We start from the raw sequence: 19,127 nt of genomic DNA, 5'->3' as shown, positions 1-19,127 counted from the left end.
AAAGTGGCGCATAGTGAAATTATAGAAAATATAAGGAGGTTCACTACTTATGAAGTCATCTGCAACATTGGCGGCAAGTGCTACTCATTTGCATAGTAAGCGCAAAAAAGACTCGTTCTTTTTCGAAATCAAGAAAAACGGTCTACTATATCTCATCGCTCTGCCTGGGATACTTCTTATCTTCGTCTTTTCCTATTTGCCTATGGCTGGGATCGTTATTGCCTTTCAGAATTTTAATCCGGTGAAAGGAATTACAGGAAGCGAATTTGTTGGGCTGAAGAACTTTGCGTTTTTTGTCCAGTCTAGCGATACGATAAAGGTTATCTTTAACACATTATATTTGAATGTCTTATTTATCGGGACTTCTACTTTAGCATCTATTGCTATTGCAATCATGTTGGCTGAACTCGGTGGCAAATGGTTTAAAAAGATTAGTCAGACCATTATTATGCTCCCCCATTTTCTTTCATGGACGGTCATCGCGATGTTTGTTTCAGCACTCTTGTCTACAGATACTGGAATGGTCAACAAGGGACTGAATCTTCTTGGTCTGGAAAGTATTGGTTTTTACTCCACTGCCAGTTGGTGGCCTTTTATACTTGTTATGCTGAAACTATGGGTCGGAGCGGGATTCGGATCTATTGTGTATCTTGCAACGATCTCTGGTATCAATCCAGACATCTACGAATCCGCATCGATCGACGGGGCAAGTCGTTGGGATAAAATCCGTCATATCACACTACCACTGTTGAAGCCGACAGTTATTCTGTTACTTCTATTAGCAGTTGGAGGACTGTTCAATGGTGACTTCGGTATGATATACGCTATTGTAGGTAACAATCCGGTTCTGTATCCTACTACCGATGTCATTGATACGTATGTATACCGCGCGCTAATGGAACTGTCTGATATGAGTATGGCTGCTGCTGTTGGTCTGTTCCAATCCGTGGTAGGGTTCATTCTTGTTGTATCCATTAACTATATTACTCGTAAACTTAGCCCGGAATCTGCTCTATTCTAATTCCAGAAGAACATGGAGGTGTCTCTTTTGATTAAAGAAAGTAAAAGCGACCGTATTTTAAAAATGTTATTTTATGCTCTACTTGCTTGTTTTTCTATTTACTGTCTTGTACCATTCATCTCAGTAATCAGCAGCTCCTTTTCTTCGGAATCTGCCATTCTAAAACATGGATATTCCTTATTTCCTCGCGACTTCAGTTTTGACGCATACAAGCTGATCTTTAAGGACACTACGATTTATAAGGCATATGGAGTGACTATATTCGTAACTGTTATCGGCACAGCTCTGGCCTTACTGGTTACTTGTGGTCTAGCGTATGCACTATCTGTTAAATCGGTGAAATATCGCAATAAAATTAACTTCTATGTTTATTTTACGATGCTGTTTCATGGCGGTCTGGTAGCCAACTATTTGATGATATCCAAATATTTAAATCTGTCAAATTCTATCTGGGTACTGATTATCCCAACACTATTAAGCCCATGGAATATGTTTTTGATGCGGAACTTCTTTAAATCAATTGATGATTCCATGGCTGAATCGGCGAAAATAGATGGTGCAAACGATATATCCATCTTGTTCCGGATCATTCTACCGATCTCAATGCCTGCGATGGCAACCATAGGTTTATTCTATGCACTTATGTTCTGGAACAAATGGTTTGAAGCGATGTTATACATCAATAAGCCTGATCTGTTCCCACTCCAGTATCTGATTATGCGGATTATGAGAAATGCAGAATTTGCCAACTCGCTGGCAGCAACGGTGAATCTGCCGAATTTTATGGTGCCGACCTATACAACGCGTCTGGCTACAACGGTAGTTACTATTGGACCGATCGTTTTCCTGTATCCGTTTCTACAAAAGTATTTCGTCAAAGGTCTCATGGTTGGTGCAGTAAAAGGTTAAGCTGGGCTTAAGAATAGCGACGGGAGTAACACTGTTGTTCTTATCCCAATCGTATCAATTTAGGGTATTCATTTGGTTGAAATCAAGGAGATCGTTCATTATTAGACTGTTTAAAGTGTGAAAAATAATGCATATTTAATTCAAGAAAAGCTGATGGGTGGAATGATGTTAACGCATTCACAAACTTATGTTACAGCTTTTCAATAGGTAGACTAAACATTATCAAGGAGGGTTTTAAAAAATGAGAACCAATAAAGTGAAAGTTATTCCAGCGGTATTATTATCCACAGTGCTGGTGTTTTCCGGACTGGTAGGATGCGGTTCTAACAACAAGGAAGCTACATCTTCAACCTCAGAAACATCCACTGGCTCAGCAACGTTGAATCCGGTTTCACTCAAGGTGATGATGTTTGGTGACAAGCCGGCTGATATGGACAAGATTGTGACAGAATTTGAATCACGTTCCAAAGATGAGTTGAATACTGCACTTGAGATTGAGTTTAATCCGGCCGCGGACCATAAGCAGAAACTAGGACTTAAAATGGCAGCAGGAGAAGAAGTGGATATGGCGTTTGATGCTGGCTTTTTGTCCCTGAACCAGAATGTCAGCAATGGATTCTATCAGGAGCTAGATAAATACTTTAATAATGATGAATACCCAGGTTTGAAAAAGGTGTTCACGCAAGACCTAATTGATGCTAATAAAATAAATGGTAAGTTGTATACGATTCCGTTGACTCAATATTATTATGATTTGGATGTTATCTATATTCGCAAAGACCTGCGTGAGAAGTATGGTCTTGATCCGATTGAGAGCTATGATGACCTGAAAGTATTCTTGGATAAAGTTCAGGAAAATGACAGCGATATGATCCCACTGGCGCTTCGAGGAGAACGTGGATTCTACAAACTGTTTGGAAATGGAATCAAGCAAACAGGGTTCAGTGGCGTAAGCGGCACTGGTGTGCCTTTCAATCTCGTACTATCTGAGGACGGCAAGAAGGTTCTGAATGCCGTTACTATTGGTGATGACCAATTACAGTACGACAATTTACCAGCTCCGTTTAACCAACAGTTTTATTTTGAACAGTCGTTTGATAAGTATGTGGAATTCAGCAAGTACTTAGAGAAGGACGTTATGGTGCAAAAGGATGCGCAAAGCTTACTTATCTCCGGGAAAGCCGCAGTAGGTGAAGGTACAATCTCCGGATTCTCGGCTAATCAAGAGAAGCTTAAGAGCGCCGTTTCGGGTGCAGATCTGGAGGCTTTCGTGTACAGCTCCAACGTAAAAGATATGAAACCAGAAGCTATTGGTGTTACTTACAAAGCGAATAATAATATGGTAATTCCGATAACTTCAAAAAATGCGGATCGGACGATGAAGTTCCTGGACTGGGTATATTCAAGCCAAGATAATCATGACCTTTTCGAATTGGGCATTGAAGGGGAGCATTGGGAGAAGGATGGAGATATAGGATTTAAACCGTTGGAGGGCTTGAAGAACTACAACTTCCCTAGCTATCAGTTGACATTGAATCCTTCCATGTCTCGCGTGAATACTAGTAATGATTCTAAGTTACTAGAGTACTTGGAGTATGCGTCGAAACCGGATACCTATTACAAGATTCCTTTAGCTGGATTCTCTTTTAATTCTGAGCCTGTCAAGACAGAGATCGCCAAACTCAGCTCGAAGCATCTAGAATATTATGCATTAATGAAAAACGGGTTGGATCCAAAATGGAGAGAAACGATGATCAAAGAGAATAAGGAGCTTACTTCGCTAGGTCTGGAAAAGGTCCGTACCGAACTAATTAAACAAGCGCAAGAGTACCTGGATAACGGCGGGCAGTGATGACAACACTATCAGATTCTAAAGAACAACTTCAATTATTGGTTGATAGGGCAGAATGGTTACTCTCCTCAAGAGGTGAATATTTTACGTACGGAGCCAAGGTCGCATTGATGGATGTACTGGGGGATGCCAAATTAGCTTTACAAGGTAGAACTCGGCTTCCGTTTAAGAGAACCCGTAGGTTCTATACACCTAGAGAGGATGAAGCTATACAATTTGCAACTAAGCGTTATACCATGGCGCCTACCTACAATGAGAATGGTAATGTGTATCATTATTATGGCCTTGAACCGGCCTTAGCATGGTTTGAGAAGCAGGACATATTGTATGATGGAACAGCTAAATTGCAGGATAGAGTTGTGTTTGTAATTGAGAAGGCACAGGAACTGTTAAAGAATGCGCGCTTCGGAAAAGATATCGGTTGTTATGATGAGGCTACAGGTGATCGATTGCAATCTGCCGTCGAAACTGTACAAAAGGAGGCAAGCTTTAGCTCAACTTCTACAAATTTAGCACTAGCGATTGTTCAATGCTTCAATAGAGTGCGTGAATTTAGGTATTCCAGAGTACTACGAACAGATGTGACCCAAGCTTCGTCGCTGTATTTAACTCCAGAAAGGCTAGAGGAGGTTAAGCGGATCGCCCAGACGGACGTTCTGATCAAAGAACAGTATGCTCTGATTCGGGAAATAGCCGATAGCCTTAGCCTGGTGGATATCGAAAAGGCGACCTCGTTGATGAACATGGAGATTGATTACGATCAATTAAATAAAGAATTATATATTTGGAGCTCTACTGACAAAATTGTGAATTTCACCGCACCCGAGAATGCAGTATCGGCAACGATATCCTTTATTCTACCGGCTGAAGAGAATGAACAGGATGGTCTTGGACATGTTTGGATTGACAATCTGGAGATATTCTCGGCCAGCGGAGGTAGTCTGGATATTCTAAACAGCGGGTTTGATGAAGGAGACTTATTTCCAAGCTATTGGAAAATGGAAAAACGCAGTGGAAATCCTCTATTGAAATGGGAGGACGTATATCCGTACTGCGGAGGTGGGGATTTGGCGAGAGCCATTCCTAAATCCTTTTCACAGATGATCAGCCAAGAGAAGTTAGAATTATCTAGACATTCGCTCTATATTTGTAATCCTACGCATCAGGACGAAGGATCCTGGACATATGACCAAGAGTTTACGGTGGAAAGCGGTATGGGTTATACCTTGAGTTTTGACGCCAAAATTGATGGCAAATTCAAACGAGGATTAAAAGTTGTCATCTCCTATATAAATGAAGATGGCCAATCAGCAGGCGAGTACGTGTACAGATTCAATCGGAAATCTTCATTGGTCAATTCAGCGTTCTCTCTAAAGATGCAGTGTGATGCGATCCAATACGCATTTACCGGGGACATTGCGTATGCACAGAAGGCTAAAAAGGAGATTCTCTATAACTTGCATGATTTCTGCCAGGGAGCAGAGTATTGGCTAGTGGCTAATGAGCGACCGGATGGCAGCGACAGCTTCGGAGCTGTGCAAGGCGGAAGATTGTTGAGCAGTACGGCTGTTACTTATTCAATGATCAAAGAAGCAGGAGTGTTCTCGTCAAAGGAGAAAAGGCATTTCTATGATTTGGTAGAGTATATGCTACGTTATATGATGGATTTAAGAGATCGCACGGAGTTATCACCACTGGAAGCGCAAAGTGGCTGTAGTAATTGGCAGACCGATATGTGTGCTGGAACCGGATATATGATGATGGTGCTGGATGACTTTCCAAACCGTAAAGCCTGGCTATACAATGCGAATATGGTGCTGCACTCACAATTAGTGATGAATGTGAATCCTGATAACAGTTGGCCTGAATCGATCCGTTATCATCATGCAGCGTTAGAGCGTTTTGCTGGATATGCTAAGGTCCTTAGTCATGTAATGGGCGAAAATTGGTTTGAGACGACAGCACTTGCACAAATGTTCGGCTACAGTATTGATGTACAGACACCGGGATACCGTTACTTTGATGGGCGGGTCGGAACACCCCCTTTCGGCGATCACATGCTGACTGGAGGCTCGGAATTCGGAAGCTATGGTACGTATATCGAGGATGTTGAACGGATAGACAAATCTTTAGCGAATCGAATGACTCATTGTTGGATACTGGCGGGTCAGCCCTTTAAAAAACTGTGGGGTGAAGGTGTTGCGCTGGAAAATTTACTTGGCAAAGGTTATATAGCTGAGCCCACAGGTCAATTTACTCTCGATTCAACCAAGGATTATCCGCATGCAGGAATCTATGTTTTCCGTAAAAAATTCAACAGTATCGGCCATAGTTATTTCGCGGTGATGTCAAGTCCAGAACCGATCGCGCACGGACATTTAGATCAGGGATCGTTTATCATTTATAAAAATTCAGTCCCTATCGTAATGGACTCTGGCATTGAAGGATATTTCGATAACAGTACTAGCTGGCATATCAGTTCTTACTCCCATGCTTGTCTACAGTTTTCAACCCGCCGTACAAATATTGAAAAGACGGGAAACGGCGTAATCAATTTATCTGCTGGAACCTACAGTTTGGAACGGGGATGGGTGGATGTCCCTAAGACGAGTAATGTCATAGATTGTACGCTGGGTAAGGAAATGGATTCGATCACTATAGAAATACTGAACCCAGAAGGCGGGGGCAAGCATACTCGGCAAATATATTATATCAAGGATCCCGATCTTTATATTATTCGTGATACTGTTGAAGACTTTGAAGGGGAAGTGTTGTTCAATTTACCGGTGGCCTCAACAACGTCTAGTGTCTCAGCATCGCGAGTTTTTTCAACAGGAGTCTATGATGTAAACCTAGAGACGGTATTCTTGAGCAAAGTAAATAGGATTGAACTAGAGAAAGGGCGTTCCACACCATTCTTCAAGACTGAGCAGAGTAGCTATTGCACAATGGATTATATCAGGGCCAGAGCGGATGCCAAAGAAGGTTTCTTAGCTTTGTTATATCCGTGTGAGAATGACAGAAGAAGACTTGAAGTTACTTCCGAGGCTAACGGTAGGTCAGTTGTTACCATGGAGGACAGTAAGGTAGAGATTAGGATACAGGATAATAGACTTCATGTTAATGTGCTAAGTAAATAGGAGGAATTGCCCAACCAATTATGCTTGTCTACATCAGAAATATAGGACTGTTTCCCGCCATTAAATAGATGGCGGAACAGTCCTATATTACGTGGAAATGAAAGGCTCAGTTCCGGTATAAATGCTTCATATATGAGGATGGCGCCTCTCCAAGCACTTTTTTGAATACGCGGCTGAAATAATAAGGATTGGGAAATCCCAGAGCTTCACTGATCTCGGATACATTCCAAGAAGTCGTCCGCATCAGCTCAATAGCTTTGTTTAACCGAAGCTTGGTATGTGTTTCGATGATGGTATATCCAGTTACTTGTTTGAAGGCTGCCGATAGATAGCTGTAGTTCATTACCATATGCAAGCTAAGCTGCTTACCCACAAATTCTTCCCCACAATGCTGAACCAGATAGGTCATGACTCTTCGGACAGTACCCTCTAATTTACCGCCAATGTTGTCATGGGTTCTTTGTTTCCATAGGGTATGAAGATCCATAAATAGTTCATATACCTTAAGGGAGTTTCGCGTCATCTGATGCTCTTTAGGATGTTGGTATTGGTCCATCAGAAGTTTGAGACGAGCCTCAAGAGATAGATGAAGGGGTGAAGTGCCATACTTGGGCAGCGAGAAACGATACTGATAGTAATCAGGGTAATAAAATCCTAACTCTGGTAGAGGTGAATAGTCCTTATAGGTGCCCTCATCCTCTATAGCAACATTGAAATGAATCCAGTACCATGAGGTTCCATCCGGTGTACGGGGTAAGCCCCAGTGATGAAGTCCTCTTTTTAGAAAAAGATGTTCTCCCGCGTTCACGATATATTCTTTCTCTTCTTCAATGATTTGCATTTCACCTTTGGTTACAAAAATAAACACATCATAATCAAGCTGGCGGTCTGGATGGGTGTACATGCTCGTGGTCTGATTCCAGCCGATATCGCGTACTAGGGGAAAACGGTCTGCACTTAAATAAACTAGATCGTTCACAAGATAACCTCCAGGAGAACTATACATAACGAAATTATACAACCACAAAAAAGGATATGCAATATGTTGTTATGTGTATGTTCCCTTTATATATGGAAGATATAATTATATTTATAAGCCAAAATAAAGAGAGGTTGATTAGGAATGGAAATGAACAGTATATTGTCATCCTTTTCGGTGGGGTGTATCAAGCTGGCTCCTGGACCGTTTAATGCTCGTTTTGAATTAAATAAACAATATGTTATGAGTCTAACCAACGCGAATCTGCTTCGCAATTTCTACTTGGAGGCTGGGTTGTGGAGTTATAGTGGGAATGGAGGTACAACGGCTGCCTCCACCACAAGTATGGACAGTCCGGACCAGTGGCATTGGGGGTGGGAATCCCCTACCTGTGAGTTACGTGGCCATATTATGGGACACTGGCTATCTGCTGCTGCGCGGATCTATGCCCAGACCGGGGATATGCTAGTGAAAGCTAAAGCGGATCATATTGTGAATGAGCTTGCAAAGTGTCAGGAAGCTAACGGAGGAGAATGGCTGGCAGCTTTTCCGGAAACCTATATGCATCGAATCGCGAGCGGTAAGTATGTATGGGCACCGCATTATACAATTCACAAGCTGCTTATGGGTCTTTATGAAATGTATACCATCATGGGAAATGAGCAAGCATTGGAAATGATGAAGGGTATAGCGTCTTGGTTCTATCGTTGGACGGGGCAATTCAACCTTGAAAAGATGGATGAATTACTTGATCTGGAAACAGGCGGGATGCTAGAGACCTGGGCTGATCTATATGGAATCACTAAAGATGAGCAACATTTGGAGCTTATCCATCGTTATGATCGCCGTCGTTTCTTCGATGCGTTGTTGGCAGGGCAGGATGTTCTAACTAACAAACATGCAAATACGCAAATTCCTGAAATTTTGGGTGCAGCCAAGGCATGGGAAGTGACAGGTGATACACGCTATCGCAAGGTTGTAGAGGCATTCTGGAAATGTGCGGTTACGGATCGTGGTTATGTATGCACCGGAGCCGGAGATAATGCGGAGTTATGGATGCCAGCAGGCGAAATATCTTCTCGTATGGGTGTTGGGCAAGAGCATTGTGTCAATTACAACATGATGCGGCTGGCGCATGTGCTACTGACATGGACAGGAGACCCTGCTTATGCTGATTACTGGGAGCGTCGGTTTTACAATGGCGTGTTGGCTCACCAGCATAGGGAGAACGGTATGATTTCCTATTTCCTTGGAATGGGGGCTGGAAGTCGGAAGAGTTGGGGCTCGGAGACTGGACATTTCTGGTGCTGTCATGGGACGCTGATGCAGGCGAATGCTTCATATGAACCGATGATATTTATGGAGGAAGGAGGGGGAGTCTCTGTATGTCAATGGATTCCGTCGACTGTGAAGTTGACGCGGGATGATGCGAAGATTGAGATTGAGCTTGAGCAGGATGGGCAACAGGGTATCTATCCGATGAGTGGCTGGTCCGTAACTGGAACGATAGCTATTACAAAGGTGGATATTCCTACGATCCCGGTTCACCGTCCGGATGCCTTTGTATACAAGCTTACAATACGCTCTAATAAGGAAGCAGAGTTTACATTAAAGCTGAGAATTCCTTGGTGGGTACGGGAAGGAGTTACTGTCCAGGTGAATGGGATATCGGAATCTGGACCTTTCACGCCAACATCCTTCATAGAGATCAGCCGAGTATGGAGAAATGGAGATACAGTAAATGTAGAGTTTCCGAAGGGGTTGGTTACTGAATCTCTAGCGGGTAGCCCAGATGTCGTAGCTTTTATGGACGGGCCGATCGTACTTGTTGGTCTGACTGACGGGGAGAGAACACTAAATGGTAATTCATTCGAACCGGGCAAGATCCTTACAGCAGACCGCGAGAGGAACCACGGCTGGTGGAATCACGGTTATTATCGAACCATCGGGCAGGATCGCGGCATTCGATTCATTCCACTATATGAGGTGAAGGATGAAGTGTATTCGGTATACTTTCCGGTGAGGCAAGATCATCACTCGTAATTATGCAGGTTCAGCAGTTTAAAATGATAAAAAGCAGACCGAAGGAATCTATATCCTTAGTCTGCTTTTTGTTTGAATAAAATTATTTTCTCAACTATGAGCGGTATACAATCAAGAAATCGGAGGGCAACAGCGATCGTAAGGACAATCTGTCACCGTAGCGATATCTCTATTAGAATATGCGATGTTTCCATCCATTTAGTTTGGCTATGGCTTCAACGTAATAATAGTCTCCATAGATAAGGGAAACATCAATAAAGGTTGTACCGCTGCCAGTGCCATGCAACAGAATAGCTTCATGGTCCGGTTGATCCCAAGTCGCATAGTTTTCAGTTAGGGAGCGTAAAATCCGTTCAGCTGCGTTAAAGTAGAGACTCTTTTCTCCGGCTGGGACGATCTCGGCAAGATCGAGAAGACCCGTTGCAGCGATGGAGGCAGCAGAGCTGTCTTTGAACATGCGTTCATCGTCTTCTAGGCGGAAATCCCAATACGGAACTTGATCCTCTGGCAGTGCGGCTATGAAGTAATGTGCGATGCGCTTAGCTGTGTCAAGGAACCGTACATCGCCTGTATGACGGTATGTGTTGGTGAATCCAGTCAGGGCCCATGAGGTTCCTCGGCTCCAAGATGATTCTGCTGAGTATCCTTGTCCACCGAAATTCTCGATGTATTCGCCTGTTTCTGCATCGAAAGAGATGATGTGTTTAGTCGAACCGTCTTCGCGGATGCCATATTTCATCGTCGTCTCTGCATGGTTGATTGCCATATGTTTGTAACGCGGGTCCCCTGTTACTTTGCTAGCCCAGAATAGCAGAGAAATATTCAACATACAGTCGATAATAACCCAGCCGTATTTATCTTCATTCCAAGCGCGAATGAACTTACCTACAGGGTTGTAACGAGCAGCTAGGAAGTTGGCAGCTTCAATTCCTCTTCGAAACGCATCCTCATCACCTGTTATCGTATTTTTAATGACAGCTGTTGGGAGGAATTGAAAACCTACATCATGGTGCATCTCTACCGTTGGTTTGATGAACCATTCTTCCAGTGTACCGTCCCAGTGCCAAGCGGCATCCTTATAAAGATCCTTGCCTGTCATATCATGCATAATCCAAAGGATACCCGGCCAGAAACCTGTCGTCCACCAATCGGATCCGATATCGTCAAACTTACCATCTTCCCCTGCGAAATGGGGACATTTGTCACCTATTTGTTGTACCATACGCTCTACTTTCGTATCCAATCTACTCATGACTTCCTGCCAATATAGTTCACTCACGTGAAGAACCCCCTAATAGTTTGTAATCGACTCTCACTTGAGTATATCTTTCGAATGAATGCAAAAGTTGTGATTTGATGTAAAGAAATATTCAAATATTGTTCTAATCATTTATTCGCAGTCGAATCACATTCCAGGATGCCTTGGAGAGGAGCGCGTTTACGCGGCCATCGTCGACTTTGGCGGTTCCATGGTTATGTGGAAGGATGTTACCAGGATTTAACTTGGTGTTTGCAGATTTGCAGTCATCACCTTCAAGCACGATATGTTCAATAACACTAACTGCACCAAAGCTACGCAGGTCTACGTCAAGTTCAAGGCTGTCTGACAAATGCCGGTTGACGGCAAATACGGTTACTTCGTTGTGCTCCTCATTGTATACACTGATCGCCTCCAGATAAGGCACGTCACTGAAATCCTTGGAGTCATATTTTGGTGAGGAAACGAGTGGATGAAGTACGGTTCCGCGACCATAAAGTGAAGCATGAAGATATGGGTAATAGGTCGATTGCAACCACAGAGGTCCCTCATTTTCTGTCATGATCGGTGCGATAACGTTGATGAGCTGAGCAAGACACGCTATTTTGACGCGGTCAGCATGCTTAAGTAGCGTAATAAGACAGCAACCGACGACAAGCGCATCCTCCAATGTGTATACATCTTCGAACTCTGGTGGTGCGACCTGCCAGCGCTCTTCTGCTCGACTACTCCCCTGAGATTTCCACACATTCCACTCATCTAGAGACAGATTTATTTGCTTCTTACTTTTCTTCTTAGCTTTGATATAATCACAAGTCGCTGCTACACTACTAATAAACTGATCTAGATCGAGCGAGCGCGCGAGGAAATTGGCAGTATCATCCTCATTGTTGTTATAGTAGGTATGTAGGGATAAATAGTCGACATTATCATAAGAGAGATCGAGTACAGTGGCTTCCCACTCTGCGAACGTATCCATGCCGCTAGCTGAACTACCACATGCGACGAGCTCAAGCGTAGGATCTACCCAGCGCATAGCTTTTGCCGTTTCATTAGCTAGTCTTCCGTATTCGACAGCTGTTTTGGCTCCGATCTGCCAAGGACCGTCCATTTCGTTGCCGAGACACCATGTTTTAAAAGTATGTGGTTCCTTGTAGCCATGAGAGATCCGGAGGTCACTCCAGTAGGAACCTGAAGGATGATTGCAGTATTCCACTAGATTCCTTGCGGCGTCAATACCGCGCGTACCTAGATTTACAGCCATCATGACTTCCGAGGCGACGAGCTTCGCCCAGTCAGCAAATTCATTGGTTCCTACTTGGTTCGTTTCCGTTGTCCACCAAGCTAGCTCAAGAGAGCGCTTACGATTTTCTTTGGGACCAACACCGTCCTCCCAGTTATATCCGGACACAAAGTTCCCTCCCGGATAGCGAATGATTGGAACGTTTAATGCGCGGATTGCTTGTAGCGAATCGCCTCGAAATCCGTTCTCATCTGCAGTGGGGTGACCCGGCTCATAGATACCTCCATAAACAGCTCGTCCCAAGTGTTCAATGAAGGAACCGTATATACGGTTGTCTATCTCAGAAAGTTTGAAGTCTTTATCGATGATCATTGTGGCTTTAATAGGCATGAACTTAAATCCCTCCAGTAGAATTAATGTTAAGGCTAATTCAGTAGCTTGATTTCTAACTACATAGTACTCATAATTATTATTAGGCAATGTATTTGTTTAGGATTAATGTAAGTGTTAATTCTACGACGGTGGAGGTTTTCAAATGTATTTAACGACTGATTCTGAATCTCTTCGGGTGTATGAGGCACTTGCGAGCGAAGTTCGCCTGAGAATCATTGATCTGCTAGACGCAAGAGAGATGCATATTAAAGAGCTAGCTGGAGAGTTATACCTTAGCAGTGCCATCGTCAGTTCTCATGTATCTAAGCTGCAGAAGGCAGGGATCGTCAGTTCGCGTATGACGAGAATAGATGGAGGCACGTACAAGTTCTGTTCTTTGTCTGCGAACTATCTTCAGATCAAATTATCGAGCTCGAAGGGAATCGCCAGAAAAGTTGTCGAGGTATCAGTGCCAGTAGGTCATTATACGGATTTACAAGCTTCACCTACTTGTGGAATTGCGACGACGGACAATCTGATCGGGTATTACGATGATCCGAGATATTTTCTGGACCCGGGGCGTGTGAATGCCGGAATTCTCTGGTTCGCCAAAGGTTATGTGGAGTACAAGGTGCCGAACTATCTTTTTCAGGACCAAATCGTTCAAGAAATTGAAATCTCCATGGAGATCGGTTCGGAGGCTCCACATTTTAATGACAAATGGCCTTCAGATATTGGATTTACTATGAATGGGATTGCGCTTGGAAAATGGACGAGCCCTGGTGACTACGGTAAAATAAGAGGACGTTTAAATCCAGGATGGTGGAACACGGACGTTAACCAATACGGATTGCTGAAGGTACTTAAAATTAACGCTGGTGGTACGTTCATGGATGGACAGCGAATATCAGGAATTACTCTGAACGATGTGCATTGGGCAAATGATCAATGGGTATTCCGCTTCACTGCGGAGGATATCAGTCGCAGACGAGGAGGATTAACGTTATTCGGCCGAGGTTTTGGAAATTACGAGCAGGATATTGTGTTTAGGGTTTATTACGAGTGAAGTCTAAGGTGAAGTACTTAATATCACTGAACAAATAGATCGACTCTATGATAAAATCATTATAATGAACGGAAGGGGAAAAATAACATTGAATGATAAACTACAACACGCGTATGAACAGCTGGGCTTGTCGGCAGACATTACACGCGAAGAATTGGATAGTCGGTTCGATCTACTCCTGAAACGGCAACGCTCTAATTCTAGCGAAGGTAATACAACTTATGAAGAGGACTTTCAGGCATTTAAGTTCATCCTCGATACGCTGGATAAACAGGAAATTCAGGAGAAAGAGGAGCAGAGGCTCGCGAAATGGGGCATACTTTCCGGTGTTGCACGAAAATCAGAGAATTTCATACGGCTATACAAAGTGCATACTATTATATCTGTCATCGTAGTAATTCTGCTAGTTGTTGGTGGGAATGCGCTGTATAACAATTTGGAAGAGAGGAAGTATTTAGCTTCATTACCACCGTTGGATGCGACAATCATGTTCCTGGGAAATTATGAATCACAAGATTCAAGTGGGAAAACGAATAATCTTAATGAAATGATTGTAGCGGATTATCCTGAATGGAAACGAGTGGAGACCACCATTGTGCAACTTCCGACGTCAGGAGGAGCTGATGGCACATTGGAGATGAGTTATTTACAACGAGCGATAGCGATGTTAGCAGCCGATAAGCCGGATATCCTCATTATGGATGAAGCAGCATTTAACTGGATTAAACAACAGGAAGGGCTTCAGAATTTGGAATCGATTATTTCTACAAGTAGTCTTACCCCAGATGATATGCGTCTGAAGAGGGCTACGTTAGAGAGTGGACAAGAAGAAGTGATAGGGCTAGATATTTCAAATACGAGTTTCGCATCAGATTTACCAATCCGTTACGGTGCACCCTCTTTCATTGCTGGCATTCTGGCTAGTGATGATATGAAGGACAAGGCGATGGAGTTTGTCGAGCATATTATTAAAGAGGAAGATACTCAATAAATAACGCATTTACAAGTGAGAGATCACAGCAATATCCCCTATAAGTAGCACTCAAAAATAACCGCATGTTACCGTGTGGAAAGAGTGAACTTGGAGGGGATATTTTTATGGACAGTCTGATTTACGAACTTCCTTTTCTGTAAGCATTAGGCGTTACCCCAGTTACATTTTTGAATATTCGATAAAAATGAGTAGGTGTGTCGAATCCGCATTGGTCCGCAATAACACTGATTATTTCCTCCGACTGAAGTAACATCTCTTTCGCTCGGATAATTCGCTTGGCATTTATATAATTAGTCACATTCATCGTAGTCCATTGTCTGAATACCCGGGAGAAATGAGGTGGGGAAATATTAGCCTGTTCTGCCAGCTTCACCAGTCCAAACTGCCGTTCCGGATGTTCGTTAATTTCTCGCAGAGCTTCCATCATCCAGGATGGACCAATACGGGATTCTTCAGTTTGACTGCGCGTACTTGTTAGGATAAGGCGGTTTATATGTAGCAACAATTGGCATGCAATCAGCCGTACTGCCTCACGATAACCGATGTTGCAGCGTATCATCTCTTGGGAGATTTGTTCCATTGAGGATTCAGTAATTTGTTTCAGAGGGTCAGGCAGCTCGAATCTGTAGAGCTTTCTCTTTCGGGCTAGCTCATAGGATAGAAGGTGAGAGTATGAATCGTAAGGCGATTCAGCTATCAAAAGTGTAGGAGCAAAGAACAGCGCCGAAGATACGATGGGATCATCGTTATCTGGTAGCGAGTGATGAATCGTGTTACCTGGAATAATGAACAGATCCCCTCTTTTTTTCTCATACCAAATATTATCGATGAAAAAAATCCCTTTTCCTTGATAAATATAGACAAGCTCATAACGATCATGGAGGTGGTCGGGTAGCTCATTAACTTGTTTTTTAATCGTTTTATGAGAAATTTCAAATGGGAATAGAGGGTCGCCGAAAAAAGGTTTGCGAAATCCTACCCCTTATACTTTTGATCTAACACAGACTAACAATATCAAAAAAGGTTATAAAAATGCAATAATTAGCGATTACAATATCATTAACGAATAATATACAATGTGAATATAGGTTTTAAATTCATGACAAATAATGATTTTCACAAAGAGGTGTGACTTTTTGATGCGGATTGACGCCCACCAACATTATTGGAGAATTTCCAGGGGAGATTATGGTTGGATTACACCGGAGCTGCCTGTGTTATATCGCGACTTCATGCCAACAGATCTTGATCCCTTACTGAAAAAGCATAACATGGACGGAAGCATTATTGTTCAGGCAGCTCCGACGATGGAAGAAACCGATTTTATCTTGTCAATTGCTGACCAACATTCGTCCATCTTGGGTGTCGTCGGATGGTTGGATCTGTTCGGGACTGATCATCGTCAACAATATGAACGCTTACGTCGAAATCCAAAATTTGTTGGATTTCGAATTATGATTCAGGATATGCCAGATGCATCTTGCATACTGGACCCAACATTTGTTGACGCGCTTCGTAGTTATGCAGAAGACGATGTGCCCATCGACTTATTAGTAGTCTCCGACCAATTGAAACAGGTGCTTGAGTTAATTCGACGAGTTCCAGGACTGCGTGGGGTAATCGATCATATAGGCAAACCCCGTATTAAAAATGGGGAACTCAAACCTTGGTTTCATGATATGGAGGAAATCTCGCATTATCCTGGCATCTACTGCAAATTATCGGGCATGGTCACCGAAGGAGATCACAATGATTGGAATTTGGAAGGTTTCACACCCTATATCCACCGGGTTCTCCAAATGTTCGGACCTGAAAGAGTTATGTTTGGAAGCGATTGGCCGGTATGTCTACTCGCAGCCGAATATGATGAAGTCGTTGATATTGTGATGAGCTCTCTTCCGGAAGCTTGGGGAGAGACGGAAAGATTCCGTTTATTCGGTGGGAATGCAAAGGATTTCTATAAGCTATTATGAGGATGGGGTGATCTTGTAATGAAATATCGCAAATTAGGAAATACCGGATTAGATGTATCTGCACTAAGCTTTGGGGCTTCTTCACTTGGATCAGTATTTCGTCAAACCGACGACAATGAAAGTGTACGTACCGTTCATGCTGCCATTGACTCAGGCATTAATTATATTGACGTATCGCCGTATTATGGACTGACCAAAGCCGAAACAGTGCTTGGTAAAGCTATTCAGGAAATCCCTCGGGATCAGGTTCTGTTGTCAACGAAGGCAGGACGTTACGGTGAGGATATCTTCGATTTTTCCGCCAAACGAATCTTCAGTAGCTTGGAGGAGAGTTTGATGCGACTTCGTACCGATTATGTTGATATGTTGATCTTACATGATATTGAGTTCGTGTCAGCCGAGATTATTCGTGAAGAGGCGCTGCCTGCGCTGCATAAGCTGAAAGAGCAGGGGAAAATTCGTTATTGTGGGGTCAGTGGCTTGCCGATACAGCTCTTTGAAAAGGTCCTGCCGAATATTGAAGTAGATATGATTCTTTCTTATTGTCACTATTCATTAAATGATACTTCTCTGCTCAATCTGTTGCCACTTTTGGATCAGCGAAACTAACGCATCGCCACTCTCGATGGGTCTGCTAAGCACACGTGAAACGTCGAGCTGGCATCCGGCTAGTGAGAAGCTAAAGGTAGTTTGCAGAAAAGCGGCCGATTATTGCGCCTCCCAAGGTAGCGACATAGCCAAATTGGCCGTACAATACTCCACAGAAAATGAACAGATTCCGACAACGCTCATCAGTACGGCGAACCCGGACAACATTGTCAAAAATGCAGCCTGGACTAACGAGCCGTTGGACAAGGAATTGCTTCAGGAAGTACTTGAGATACTGGAGCCAATCATTAATGAGACGTGGGTAAGCGGTCGTCCGGAATATAACGAAATTTCGGGTTAGATTGAAGGAGGGCATAGTCCAATGAAAGGGATTGTATGTGAGGAAATAGGAAAGTTAACGTTACATGAGGATTTACCAGAGCCAATCATGGGTGAGGGCGAAGCGATTATTCAGATTCGTCGGATTGGTATTTGTGGTACAGACCTGCATGCTTATCAAGGTAATCAGCCTTATTTCACCTATCCACGAGTGCTTGGTCACGAGCTGGCGGGTACCATCGAAACCATTGGTGAGAATGATCAAGGACTTCGTCGCGGCGATCAAGTTAGCATTGTGCCCTACATGCACTGTGGCAAATGCATTGCTTGCCGTAACGGCAAGTGCAATTGTTGTGTATCGATGAAGGTGTATGGCGTGCATATTGATGGGGGAATGCGGGAAAGGGTATCCGTACCGATTAGTCATTTGCTCAAGACGGAAGGGTTAACGCTTGACCAGTCAGCGATGTTGGAACCGCTTGCTATCGGGGCTCATGCGATTCGACGTTCCGGTCTGGTTGCGGGAGAAACGGTGCTTGTTATCGGAGCAGGACCTATCGGGATTGGTGTTATGGCCCTCGCAAGATACGCAGGGGCTAAGGTCATTGCAATGGATGTCAACGATGAACGTCTTAGTTTCTGCGAGTCTTGGGCTAAGGTGGACCATACCGTTAATGCGTTGCAGCAGCCAGAGGGACAGCTATTAGCACTTACGGACGGCGACTATCCTTCGGTTGTATTTGATGTCACTGGCAATGTAGGTTCAATGACGAGTGCTTTTGGGCTGACTGCACATGGAGGCAGACTCGTATATGTCGGGTTGGTTAAGAGTGATATTACCTTTAATGATCCTGATTTCCATAAACGTGAAATGACTTTGCTAGGAAGTCGTAATGCGACCAAGGAAGATTTCGACTATGTCCTGGATGCGATCAATGATGGGTACATTGATGTGAACGGATACATCTCTCATCGCTGCTCTTTTGGAGACATGATCGATGAGTTTGAAAACTGGTTAAAGCCAGAGATGAAGGTTATTAAAGCTGTGGTTGAGATCGGAGACTGACGCATAAATATTGGTTGAAGTGAGCAAAAAAGTATTACATCATGAGGCGATTAGTTCCCTGTAGTTCACAGAGAACTAATCGCCTGATTTTTTTTCGTAGCTAAAATTCCCGGGTACCTTGGATATGCATATTTCTGGAGTACCAATCACTGCCAAAAGCAGGAACAGAATAGAGACCCCAATTCAGAAAACAAATCACTCAACAAAATACAAACATTTATTCATATCCAATCATAACTTTTGATTTCGTTTACGAGATAAAATAGATGTGTCAGAAAAAAAGT

13 protein-coding genes and 2 pseudogenes are annotated in these 19,127 nt (G+C 43.3%); 10 read left to right on the top strand and 5 right to left on the bottom strand.

The genetic code is table 11. From position 1 onward, the window contains the following. Positions 1–49 precede the first annotated feature (49 nt). The 4 genes from ACP8HI_RS13240 (at position 50) to ACP8HI_RS13225 (ending at position 6,922) form a co-directional block, all read left to right on the top strand. Positions 50–1,021, top strand: coding sequence for an ABC transporter permease (locus tag ACP8HI_RS13240; RefSeq protein WP_438351516.1), 972 nt, complete (start codon positions 50–52; stop codon positions 1,019–1,021). Positions 1,022–1,039: 18 nt separating this feature from the next. After that, complete coding sequence (locus ACP8HI_RS13235; RefSeq protein WP_438351515.1) at positions 1,040–1,930, top strand: carbohydrate ABC transporter permease; 891 nt, start codon at positions 1,040–1,042, stop codon at positions 1,928–1,930. A 241-nt stretch (positions 1,931–2,171) separates the two neighbouring features. Then, on the top strand, positions 2,172–3,782 hold the full coding sequence (locus ACP8HI_RS13230; RefSeq protein WP_438351514.1) for an extracellular solute-binding protein: 1,611 nt from the start codon (positions 2,172–2,174) through the stop codon (positions 3,780–3,782). Further along, on the top strand, positions 3,782–6,922 hold the full coding sequence (locus tag ACP8HI_RS13225) for a heparinase II/III domain-containing protein (protein WP_438351513.1): 3,141 nt from the start codon (positions 3,782–3,784) through the stop codon (positions 6,920–6,922). Before ACP8HI_RS13230 ends, ACP8HI_RS13225 begins: the two co-directional genes overlap by 1 nt. A gap of 106 nt (positions 6,923–7,028) precedes the next feature. On the opposite strand, the gene ACP8HI_RS13220 is transcribed toward ACP8HI_RS13225, so the two are convergent. Then, the gene (locus ACP8HI_RS13220; protein WP_438351512.1) at positions 7,029–7,901 is read right to left on the bottom strand and encodes an AraC family transcriptional regulator; all 873 of its coding nucleotides are present in this window, start codon (positions 7,899–7,901) and stop codon (positions 7,029–7,031) included. Positions 7,902–8,045: 144 nt separating this feature from the next. Between ACP8HI_RS13220 and ACP8HI_RS13215 the strand changes: the two genes are divergently transcribed. Further along, complete coding sequence (locus ACP8HI_RS13215; protein ID WP_438351511.1) at positions 8,046–9,944, top strand: beta-L-arabinofuranosidase domain-containing protein; 1,899 nt, start codon at positions 8,046–8,048, stop codon at positions 9,942–9,944. A 172-nt stretch (positions 9,945–10,116) separates the two neighbouring features. On the opposite strand, the gene ACP8HI_RS13210 is transcribed toward ACP8HI_RS13215, so the two are convergent. Further along, complete coding sequence (locus ACP8HI_RS13210; protein ID WP_438351816.1) at positions 10,117–11,196, bottom strand: glycoside hydrolase family 88 protein; 1,080 nt, start codon at positions 11,194–11,196, stop codon at positions 10,117–10,119. Between the two features lie 130 nt (positions 11,197–11,326). Then, positions 11,327–12,835: an alpha-N-arabinofuranosidase gene (locus ACP8HI_RS13205; protein ID WP_438351510.1), complete on the bottom strand. Its 1,509-nt coding sequence runs from the start codon at positions 12,833–12,835 to the stop codon at positions 11,327–11,329. Positions 12,836–12,980: 145 nt separating this feature from the next. Between ACP8HI_RS13205 and ACP8HI_RS13200 the strand changes: the two genes are divergently transcribed. Both ACP8HI_RS13200 and ACP8HI_RS13195 read left to right on the top strand, forming a co-directional pair. After that, positions 12,981–13,883 carry an ArsR/SmtB family transcription factor gene (locus tag ACP8HI_RS13200; RefSeq protein WP_438351509.1) on the top strand — a complete coding sequence of 301 codons (903 nt, stop codon included), beginning with the start codon at positions 12,981–12,983 and terminating at the stop codon, positions 13,881–13,883. 88 nt (positions 13,884–13,971) lie between these two features. After that, a complete protein-coding gene (locus ACP8HI_RS13195; RefSeq protein WP_438351508.1) occupies positions 13,972–14,874 on the top strand; it encodes a hypothetical protein in 903 nt (300 codons plus the stop codon). A gap of 121 nt (positions 14,875–14,995) precedes the next feature. Here the strand turns inward: ACP8HI_RS13195 and ACP8HI_RS13190 are convergent, their stop codons facing one another. Next, positions 14,996–15,457, bottom strand: a complete 462-nt coding sequence (locus ACP8HI_RS13190) for a helix-turn-helix domain-containing protein (protein ID WP_438351507.1) — start codon at positions 15,455–15,457, stop codon at positions 14,996–14,998. A gap of 129 nt (positions 15,458–15,586) precedes the next feature. Further along, positions 15,587–15,793 (bottom strand): annotated as a pseudogene (locus tag ACP8HI_RS13185) (cupin domain-containing protein); the annotation flags it as partial. 223 nt (positions 15,794–16,016) lie between these two features. On the opposite strand from ACP8HI_RS13185, the gene ACP8HI_RS13180 reads away from it, so the two are divergent. The 3 genes and pseudogenes from ACP8HI_RS13180 to ACP8HI_RS13170 all read left to right on the top strand — a co-directional run bounded on the left by ACP8HI_RS13180 (position 16,017) and on the right by ACP8HI_RS13170 (position 18,843). Then, positions 16,017–16,850 (top strand): amidohydrolase family protein, encoded by an 834-nt coding sequence (locus ACP8HI_RS13180; RefSeq protein ID WP_438351815.1) that lies wholly within the window; start codon positions 16,017–16,019, stop codon positions 16,848–16,850. An 18-nt stretch (positions 16,851–16,868) separates the two neighbouring features. Beyond that, positions 16,869–17,799: pseudogene (locus ACP8HI_RS13175) on the top strand (aldo/keto reductase). A 21-nt stretch (positions 17,800–17,820) separates the two neighbouring features. Beyond that, positions 17,821–18,843 carry a zinc-binding alcohol dehydrogenase family protein gene (locus ACP8HI_RS13170; protein WP_438351506.1) on the top strand — a complete coding sequence of 341 codons (1,023 nt, stop codon included), beginning with the start codon at positions 17,821–17,823 and terminating at the stop codon, positions 18,841–18,843. The last annotated feature ends 284 nt before the right edge of the window (positions 18,844–19,127 follow it).

This window comes from Paenibacillus sp. FA6 (assembly GCF_051550225.1).
In the GTDB taxonomy this organism is placed as follows: domain Bacteria; phylum Bacillota; class Bacilli; order Paenibacillales; family Paenibacillaceae; genus Paenibacillus_AQ.
Note: the sequence above shows the minus strand (reverse complement) of the source record. Positions and strands in the feature narration are given on the sequence as shown.

Coding starts and splice junctions, on each gene's coding strand:
- ACP8HI_RS13240 (WP_438351516.1), top strand. CDS start 50: ATGAAGTCATCTGCAACATTGGCGGCAAGTGCTACTCATTTGCATAGT.
- ACP8HI_RS13230 (WP_438351514.1), top strand. CDS start 2,172: ATGAGAACCAATAAAGTGAAAGTTATTCCAGCGGTATTATTATCCACA.
- ACP8HI_RS13225 (WP_438351513.1), top strand. CDS start 3,782: ATGACAACACTATCAGATTCTAAAGAACAACTTCAATTATTGGTTGAT.
- ACP8HI_RS13215 (WP_438351511.1), top strand. CDS start 8,046: ATGGAAATGAACAGTATATTGTCATCCTTTTCGGTGGGGTGTATCAAG.
- ACP8HI_RS13210 (WP_438351816.1), bottom strand. CDS start 11,196: ATGAGTAGATTGGATACGAAAGTAGAGCGTATGGTACAACAAATAGGT.
- ACP8HI_RS13205 (WP_438351510.1), bottom strand. CDS start 12,835: ATGCCTATTAAAGCCACAATGATCATCGATAAAGACTTCAAACTTTCT.
- ACP8HI_RS13200 (WP_438351509.1), top strand. CDS start 12,981: ATGTATTTAACGACTGATTCTGAATCTCTTCGGGTGTATGAGGCACTT.
- ACP8HI_RS13190 (WP_438351507.1), bottom strand. CDS start 15,457: ATGGAACAAATCTCCCAAGAGATGATACGCTGCAACATCGGTTATCGT.
- ACP8HI_RS13180 (WP_438351815.1), top strand. CDS start 16,017: ATGCGGATTGACGCCCACCAACATTATTGGAGAATTTCCAGGGGAGAT.
- ACP8HI_RS13170 (WP_438351506.1), top strand. CDS start 17,821: ATGAAAGGGATTGTATGTGAGGAAATAGGAAAGTTAACGTTACATGAG.